The organism is Streptomyces cahuitamycinicus (genome assembly GCF_002891435.1).
In the GTDB taxonomy this organism is placed as follows: Bacteria; Actinomycetota; Actinomycetes; order Streptomycetales; family Streptomycetaceae; genus Streptomyces; species Streptomyces cahuitamycinicus.
The window spans coordinates 1-1,523 of record NZ_POUC01000813.1; the positions used below are offsets into that span (position 1 = coordinate 1).

The following is a 1,523-nucleotide window of genomic DNA, read 5'->3' on the forward strand; positions in this document are numbered from 1 at the left end:
ACCGTCCCCGACGAGCAGAACCAGCCCCCCGTCCCCGACGCCACCGCCAGGCGCGGCAGCGAGCCGTCACTTCGCCGTACCTGGCGTTCCCCGCACTCCCCGCGTACCTGCCGCACCGCCTCCACCAGCAGGAACAGCCCTCGCATCCCCGGGTGCTGGGCCGACAGGCCGCCCCCGTCGGTGTTGACCGGCAGCTCACCGCCCCGGGCCAGCAGCCGCCCCTTCTCCACGAACGGCCCGCCCTCGCCCTTCGCGCAGAAGCCGAGGTCCTCCAGCGTGACCAGCGTCATGTAGGTGAACGCGTCGTAGATCTCGGCGACGTCGATCTCCGACGGCCGCACCCCTGCCCGTTCGAACGCCAGCGGCCCGCTGACCGCCGCCGGCGACACCGTGAAGTCCGGCCAGTCGGACATCGCCGCGTGCGAGACGGACTCCCCGGTCCCCAGCACCCACACCGGCGAGGTACGGCAGTCCCGTACGTACTCCTCCGCCACCAGCAGCACCGCCGCCCCGCCGTCGGACCGCACGCAGCAGTGCAGCTTGGTGAAGGGGTCCGCGATCATGGGCCCGGCCAGGACCTCCTCGACCGTGACCGGGGTGCGGAACGTCGCCTCCGGGTTGAGGGCCGCGTTGGCCCGGGCCTGCACGGCCACCTCCGCCAGCTGCTCGATCGTCGTGCCGTACTCGATCATGTGGCGGCGTGCCGCCATGGCGTACTTGGCGATCAGGGTGTGGCCGTAGGGGACTTCGAACTGCAGGGGGCCCCGCGTGCCGAAGGACAGGGTCCCGGTGCGGCGGCCCGTGTGGACGTCCGCGCGGGCCGTCGAGCCGTAGACGAGCAGCACCGCGCGGGCGTGCCCGGCCGCGATCGCGTCCGCCGCGTGGGCCGCCATGACCTCCCAGGTGGAGCCGCCGACTGAGGTGGAGTCGACCCAGGTGGGACGCAGGCCCAGGTGCGCGGCGACCTCGACGGGCGCCAGGGTGCCGAGGCCGGCCGAGGCGAAACCGTCGACCAGCGTGCGGTCCAGGCCCGCGTCGGCCAGGGCGCGGCGGGCCGCCTGGGCGTGCAGGGTGTACGGCGTCGCGTCGTCCAGGCGGCCGCAGTCCGAGAGGGCCACGCCGACGACGGCCACTTTCCTCCGGGCCACCATGCATCTGACGGTACATCAGATCTGTGTGCACGCGGCAGGGCTCTGGGCTTCCCTGTTCCGCCGCCCTAATATGACGAACCGTCAGATGTGCGGGAGAGGTGCGGAGAGAGGTGGCCCCATGGATGCCCGCTTCACCGACGAACAGGACGAGATCCGCCGCACCCTGCGCGACCTGCTCGACAAGCGGTGCGGTCCGGAAGAGCTGCGGGCCGCCGTCGACACCCCGGCCGGACACGACCGGGCCCTGTGGGCCGCCCTCGCCGGGCGACTGGGCCTGCCGGGCCTTGCCCTCCCCGAGACCTGCGGCGGAGTCGGCGGCTCCACCTGGGAGGTCATGGCGGCCCACGCGGCGGACGCGATCGCGGCCGGGCA

The 1,523-nt window shown here is 73.5% G+C and carries 2 protein-coding genes; one reads left to right on the forward strand and one right to left on the reverse strand.

Features of this window, described 5'->3' with window-relative positions; translation table 11 throughout:
• A partial coding sequence (locus tag C1J00_RS43085) for a thiolase C-terminal domain-containing protein (RefSeq protein WP_102914200.1) occupies positions 1-1,151 on the reverse strand: 1,151 nt, incomplete at its 3' end.
• 118 nt (positions 1,152-1,269) lie between these two features.
• Between C1J00_RS43085 and C1J00_RS43090 the strand changes: the two genes are divergently transcribed.
• A partial coding sequence (locus C1J00_RS43090) for an acyl-CoA dehydrogenase family protein (protein ID WP_146046411.1) occupies positions 1,270-1,523 on the forward strand: 254 nt, incomplete at its 3' end.